The sequence below is a fragment of the Mesorhizobium sp. M7A.F.Ca.CA.001.10.2.1 genome, from assembly GCF_003998575.1.
Classification (GTDB): Bacteria; Pseudomonadota; Alphaproteobacteria; order Rhizobiales; family Rhizobiaceae; genus Mesorhizobium.
In genome coordinates this window covers 1-6,405 of sequence record NZ_RZQY01000338.1, presented here as the reverse complement: position 1 = coordinate 6,405, position 6,405 = coordinate 1, and the positions used below count along the sequence as shown (strand labels likewise).

Genomic DNA, 6,405 nt, shown 5'->3' with positions numbered 1-6,405 from the left:
ATCTATGGCTGGTTCAAGTGCAAGGTCACCGACGACGGTTCCGGCTGGCGGCTGGAAAAGATCAGCGGCTCGCAGCGCACCAAGGGCCGTTTCTTCGACGATGGCGAGAAACGCGCGATCTATCTCGGTTCCTTCTATGTCAACGATGATCCGGCAAAGCCCTATGGCAGCGGCCCGCAAACCGACCAGGTCGGCTATGCCTTCCGCAACAGCGCCAAGGAATGGCGCATCGAATTTCCGGCGCCCTATTACGAATCGAATCTCGATATCATCGAATTCAAGCGCTGACTGTGTATCGAAGGCTGATCACCAAGGATTAACCCGGACGCCCTAGCATCCCGACCATTATCAAGAACGGGTTGCTTGGAGGGGGCAAGATCCATGGCAGCATCAGAATCCAGTACGCGGATCGTGGTCGTCACCGGAGGCGGCCAGCATGTCTGGGCTATCGTCAACGCGATCACCGACCGCGTCGGCCCTGTCAGCGTCATCCTCGAAACGCCTGAATCCAAAAAGCAATTGCTTCGCGGCCGGGCTCGCCGCCAGGGCTGGATCTCCGCCATCGGCCAACTTGGCACGATGGTGCTCAGCAGACTGGGCAAACGGCTTCTCGCCAGCCATGCCGCCCGGCTGATTGCCGAGGAAAAGCTCGAGGTCGAGCCGCGGCGGGATCAGGAAATCATCCATGTCGCCTCAGCCAACGGGCCGGAATGCCTCGAAGCGATCAAGAAGATCCAGCCTGGCGTTGTCCTGCTTAATGGCTGCAGGCTGTTGTCGAAGGACATGCTTGCCCGGATGCCTTGCCCGGTGCTCAACTATCACGCCGGCATCACGCCGAAATACCGCGGCATGAACGGTGGCTACTGGGCGTTGACGTCAGGCGACCCGCAGAATTTCGGCACCACCGTGCATCTGGTCGATGCCGGCGTCGATACGGGCGCCGTGCTGAAACAGGTGCGCGGTCAACCGAAACGCGGCGACACCATCTCCAGCTACGCGTTGCGCCAGGCCGCGTTCTCGCGCGACATCTGCGTCGAGGCGGTCAGCGATGTTCTGGCCGGAAAAATCACCACCGTCGACCCCGGTCTGCCATCACAGCAATGGTATCATCCGACGATCTGGTTCTATCTCTGGACTGGCCTGAGAACCGGCATCTGGTAGCGCATTCCTCGTCAGGATCCGCACGCCGTGAGCCGGCTTTTCCGACGCCTCGAACCGGGCGCCGGCAGACGCCGGAAACGAATAATCACACCTTTCATTTTACGACATCCAAATGCGTCGCTTTTGAATGCGCGCGCGTCGTCCCATAACAAGCGGCCCCACTGCGCTTCCGGCAATGCTCGCAGAACGAGGAGTGAGAATTCATGGCCGATCTGATCGTCGTCTACTGGCGCGACATCCCAGCCCAAATCATCGTCAAAAAGGGCCGGCAGAACGCCAAGCGCGAGCTGCCGCTGCGCTTCACCGAGGCGATCGACATGTGCGCGATGCGCACTGGCGCCGGCGGCACCGACGATTATCTGGCCGAATGGCGCAAGGCCGATCCCGTCCCGGTCGGCGATGACCTCGAAGCCGAGGTCGAGAAGGCATTCAACGATATCGACACGAAATACGACCGCGAGCGGCTGGTCGCCCTGGTCAAGGCAGGCGGCAAAGAAAATGTCTGAAACCATTCCTGCCAAGGATGGCCAAAGGGTTGTCCAGCCGGTTACCCAGGCCACTCTGGTCAAAAAGGCAGCGCCGAAATCCGACTACAAGCCGGCCGACGTATCGCCGCAGCGGCGCGTGCAGCGTTCCTTTGCGGTCAGATTATGGTCTGTGCGGCACTCGCGATTACTCGAATGGTTCTACGCCAAATTCGCCGACATGTTCCTGCTCCTCCATCCCTTGTGGAAGGGCATAGGTTACGGCCGCGTCGAAGGGCCGATCAAATTCGTCGAGAAGCGCGTCAAGGGCTTCATGTTCGACTGCCGCATGTGCGGCCAGTGCATATTGTCCTCGACCGGCATGTCGTGCCCGATGAACTGCCCCAAGCAATTGCGCAACGGTCCTTGCGGCGGCGTCCGCGCCAACGGCAATTGCGAGGTCGAGCCCGATATGCCCTGCGTCTGGGTCAAAGCCTGGGAAGGCTCGCAGAACATGGTGCACGGCGACAGGATCCTGACCGTGCAGAAGCCGGTCGACCAGTCGCTGCGCGAAACATCGGCCTGGCTGCGGGTGACCGCGCAGGCGGCCGCCGCACGCGAAGCGGCCGCTGCCGCCAAAAATGAGACGGCAAACACCGGGGCACCGGCATGATCGGACGCCAGATCGACGAGAACCCGGCCGGCATCCACCTGCCGCTCGAACCCCTGCCCGGCCACACCTCGCGCGGCCGGCTGGAGCGCGTCCTGCGGCGCGGCGAGTTCGCCGTCACCACCGAGCTCAACCCGCCCGACAGCGCCGATCCGGAAGACGTCTATAACCGCGCCAAGATCTTCGACGGCTGGGTCGATGCCATCAACGCCGTCGACGCCTCGGGCGCCAATTGCCACATGTCGTCGGTCGGTATCTGCGCGCTTTTGACCCGCATGGGCTATGCGCCGATCATGCAGATCGCCTGCCGCGACAAGAACCGCATCGCCATCCAGGGCGACGTGCTGGGCGGGGCCGCGATGGGCGTCGCCAACATGCTGTGCCTGACCGGAGACGGTGTGCAGGCCGGCGACCAGCCCGGCGCCAAGCCGGTGTTCGACCTCGACTGCATGTCGCTGCTCGAGACCTGCCGCATCATGCGCGACAATGGCAAGTTCCTGTCCGGCCGCAAGCTGACGACGCCACCGCAGCTTTTCCTCGGAGCCGCGATCAACCCATTCGCGCCGCCGATCGACTTCCGGCCGCATCGGCTGGGCAAGAAGATCGCCGCCGGCGCGCAATTCGTGCAGAGCCAGTATTGCTTCGACGTGCCGATGTTCCGCAGCTACATGCAAAAGGTGCGCGACCTCGGCTACACCGAAAAATGCTTCATCCTGGTTGGCGTCGGGCCGCTGGCCTCGGCCAAGACGGCCAAGTGGATCCGCTCGAACGTGCCGGGCATCCATATTCCCGATTCTGTCATCAAGCGGCTGGAAGGCGCCCAGGACCAGAAAAAGGAAGGCAAGCAACTCTGCATCGACATCATCAACGAGGTGAAGGAAATATCAGGCGTTTCCGGCGTCCATGTGATGGCCTACCGGCAGGAGGAATATGTCGCCGAGATCGTCGATGAATCGGGCGTGCTGAAGGGCCGCCAGCCGTGGAAACGTGAGATCCGCCGCGACGATCAGCTCGTCGCCGACCGGCTCGACAGCATCTTGCACGACGACATTACCGAAACGCAGGTGGACATGGTGAAGACCGCGCATTGACGGCGCGGACGGCCACCCATTCGCTTGAACGAAAGCAGATAACGATATAAAGAAATCTTTATATCACGGCGGAGAGAATTCCATGACCCGTACCATCGTCGCCTCGGCGACACGAGAAATCATCATCGGCTTCGATCAGCCGTTCTGCGTGATCGGTGAACGCATCAACCCGACCGGCCGCAAGAAGCTGGCCGCCGAGATGATCGCGGGCAATTTCGACACCGTCATCCGGGACGCACTCGAGCAGGCAGCCTGCGGCGCCACCATGCTCGATGTCAACGCCGGCGTCACTTCGGTTAACCCGAACGAGACCGAACCCGGCCTTTTGGTGCAGACGCTGGAGATCGTGCAGGGGCTGGTCGACCTGCCGCTGTCGATCGACAGTTCCGTCACCGCCGCGATCGAAGCAGCACTCAAGGTCGCCAAGGGCCGTCCGCTGGTCAACTCCGTCACCGGCGAGGAAGAAAAGCTCGAAGCCATCCTGCCGCTGGTCAAGAAGTACAACGTGCCGGTCGTCGCCATCTCCAACGACGAGACGGGCATTTCAATGGATCCGGACGTGCGTTTCGCCGTCGCCAAGAAGATCGTCGAGCGCTGCGCCGATTTCGGCATTCCGGCGCATGACGTCGTCGTCGACCCGCTGGTGATGCCGATCGGCGCGCTGGGCGATGCCGGCCGCCAGGTCTTCGCGCTGCTGCGCCGCCTGCGTGAAGAGCTCAAGGTCAACACCACCTGTGGCCTGTCCAACATCTCGTTCGGCCTGCCGCATCGCCATGGCATCAACGCTGCCTTCATTCCGATGGTTATCGGCGCCGGCATGACCTCGGCGATCATGAACCCGGTGCGCCCGCAGGAAATGGAAGCCGTGCGCGGCGCGAATGTGCTGAACGGCACCGACGAGAACTGCACCAACTGGATCCGCACCTATAAGGATTACAAGCCGGCCGAAGGCGGCCAGGCCGTTGCCGCCCCGACGCAAGTCAATGCGCCGGGCGACGGCGCCGGCAATGGCGGCCGCCGCCGTGGCGGCCGTGAAGCCCGGATGGGCCGAGGATAAGCGCGCAATCGTGAACTCACCTGCCAACATCACCGACCCGCTCGTGCTGTTCATGCCGTCCGGCAAGCGCGGGCGTTTTCCTGTCGGCACGCCGGCGCTCGATGCCGCGCGCCAGCTAGGCGTCTATGTCGAAAGCGTCTGCGGCGGACCCGCCACTTGCGGACGCTGCCAGATCGAAGTGCAGGAAGGCAATTTCGCCAAGCACAAGATCACCTCCTCCAACGACCACATCACGCCCAAGGGCGCCAAGGAAGAGCGCTATGAGCGCGTCCGTGGCCTGCCCGAACGGCGCCGCCTCTCCTGCTCGGCGCAGATTCTCGGCGACCTCGTCATCGACGTGCCGCAGGACACGGTCATCAACGCGCAGACCATCCGCAAGGATGCCGACACCAGGGTGATCGCCCGCGATGCGGCGATCCGCATGTGCTATGTCGAGATCGAAGAACCCGACATGCACAAGCCGCTTGGCGATCTCGACCGGCTGAAGATCGCGCTGATGCACGATTGGGGCCTGAAAAGCCTTGATTTCGATTTTTATCTGCTGCCGCAGGTGCAAGGTATCCTGCGCAAGGGCAACTGGACCGCGACCGCCGCCATCTACAAGGATGCCGATTCGGAGACCGCGCGCGTCGTAGCACTTTGGCCCGGCCTCAAGAACGAGGCCTACGGTCTCGCCTGCGACATCGGCTCGACCACCATCGCCATGCATCTGGTGTCGCTGCTGTCGGGCCGCGTCGCCGCCTCCTCCGGCACCTCGAACCCGCAGATCCGCTTCGGCGAGGATCTGATGAGCCGCGTCTCCTATGTGATGATGAATCCTGACGGCCGCGAAGGCATGACGGTCGCCGTGCGTGAGGCAATCTCCGGGCTGGTCGACAAGGTCTGCGCCGAAGGCAATGTCCAGCGCAACGACATCCTGGACAGCGTCTTCGTCGGCAATCCGATCATGCACCATCTGTTCCTCGGCATCGATCCGACCGAGCTTGGCGGCGCGCCCTTTGCGCTGGCCGTTTCGGGCGCTGTGCACATCAAGGCATCCGACATCGGCCTGAAGCTCAACCAGGGCGCCAGGCTCTACATGCTGCCTTGCATCGCCGGCCATGTCGGAGCGGACGCGGCGGCGGTGACGCTGTCGGAAGGCCCGCATCGCCAGGACGAGATGATGCTGATCGTCGATGTCGGTACCAATGCCGAGATCGTACTCGGCAATCGCCAGCGTGTGGTTGCGGCCTCCTCGCCCACAGGCCCTGCCTTCGAGGGTGCCGAAATCTCCGGCGGCCAGCGCGCAGCACCGGGCGCCATCGAGCGTGTGCGCATCGATCCCGATACACTGGAACCAAAATACCGCGTCATCGGCTCTGAGCTGTGGTCCGACGAGCCGGGCTTCCTGGAAAGCGTCCAGGCAACCGGCGTCACCGGCATCTGCGGTTCCGGCATCATCGAAGTGGTGGCGGAGATGTATCTCGCCGGCATCATTTCCGAGGACGGCGTCATCGACGGCGGGCTTTCGGCCCGTTCGCCGCGCGTCACCGCCAACGGCCGCACCTTCTCCTACGTGCTGAAGGAAGGCTCTGCCGCATTGACGGAAGATGGGCCGAAGATCACCATCACCCAGACCGATGTGCGCGCCATTCAGCTTGCCAAGGCAGCGCTTTATGCCGGCACCAAGCTGTTGATGGAAAAGCAGAACACCGAGCATGTCGACCGCATCCATTTCGCCGGCGCCTTCGGCTCCTTCATCGATCCGAAATACGCCATGGTGCTCGGGCTGATCCCGGATTGCGACCTCGACAAGGTCTCGGCCGTCGGCAACGCCGCCGGTGCCGGCGCGCGCATGGCGCTGCTCAATCGCGGCTACCGCCGCGAGATCGAGGACACGGTCAGCAAGATCGAGAAGATCGAGACGGCCCTGGAACCGAAATTCCAGGAGCATTTCGTCTACGCCATGGCGCTGCCCAACAA

The 6,405-nt window shown here is 62.8% G+C and carries 7 protein-coding genes; all 7 read left to right on the top strand.

Annotated elements, in window-relative coordinates:
* Nucleotides 1-288, top strand: a 288-nt coding sequence (locus EN964_RS20835; RefSeq protein WP_127276697.1) for a DUF4893 domain-containing protein, incomplete at its 5' end; no start/stop codon positions are given.
* Between the two features lie 93 nt (nucleotides 289-381).
* On the top strand, nucleotides 382-1,161 hold the full coding sequence (locus EN964_RS20830; protein WP_127271185.1) for a formyl transferase: 780 nt from the start codon (nucleotides 382-384) through the stop codon (nucleotides 1,159-1,161).
* A 203-nt stretch (nucleotides 1,162-1,364) separates the two neighbouring features.
* Nucleotides 1,365-1,667: a virulence factor gene (locus tag EN964_RS20825; RefSeq protein WP_023812316.1), complete on the top strand. Its 303-nt coding sequence runs from the start codon at nucleotides 1,365-1,367 to the stop codon at nucleotides 1,665-1,667.
* Entirely contained in the window at nucleotides 1,660-2,298 is a 639-nt protein-coding gene (locus EN964_RS20820) for a methylenetetrahydrofolate reductase C-terminal domain-containing protein (protein WP_127271183.1), read from the top strand. Before EN964_RS20825 ends, EN964_RS20820 begins: the two co-directional genes overlap by 8 nt.
* Nucleotides 2,295-3,386: a methylenetetrahydrofolate reductase gene (locus EN964_RS20815; protein WP_127271737.1), complete on the top strand. Its 1,092-nt coding sequence runs from the start codon at nucleotides 2,295-2,297 to the stop codon at nucleotides 3,384-3,386. Before EN964_RS20820 ends, EN964_RS20815 begins: the two co-directional genes overlap by 4 nt.
* 82 nt (nucleotides 3,387-3,468) lie before the next feature.
* A complete protein-coding gene (locus tag EN964_RS20810; protein ID WP_127271735.1) occupies nucleotides 3,469-4,443 on the top strand; it encodes a methyltetrahydrofolate cobalamin methyltransferase in 975 nt (324 codons plus the stop codon).
* Nucleotides 4,394-6,405, top strand: a 2,012-nt coding sequence (locus EN964_RS20805; RefSeq protein WP_127276695.1) for an ASKHA domain-containing protein, incomplete at its 3' end; no start/stop codon positions are given. The genes EN964_RS20810 and EN964_RS20805, both read left to right, overlap by 50 nt.

Excerpts from the sequence above, each read along its gene's own strand:
- EN964_RS20830 (WP_127271185.1), top strand. The coding sequence starts at position 382 with ATGGCAGCATCAGAATCCAGTACGCGGATCGTGGTCGTCACCGGAGGC.
- EN964_RS20825 (WP_023812316.1), top strand. The coding sequence starts at position 1,365 with ATGGCCGATCTGATCGTCGTCTACTGGCGCGACATCCCAGCCCAAATC.
- EN964_RS20820 (WP_127271183.1), top strand. The coding sequence starts at position 1,660 with ATGTCTGAAACCATTCCTGCCAAGGATGGCCAAAGGGTTGTCCAGCCG.
- EN964_RS20815 (WP_127271737.1), top strand. The coding sequence starts at position 2,295 with ATGATCGGACGCCAGATCGACGAGAACCCGGCCGGCATCCACCTGCCG.
- EN964_RS20810 (WP_127271735.1), top strand. The coding sequence starts at position 3,469 with ATGACCCGTACCATCGTCGCCTCGGCGACACGAGAAATCATCATCGGC.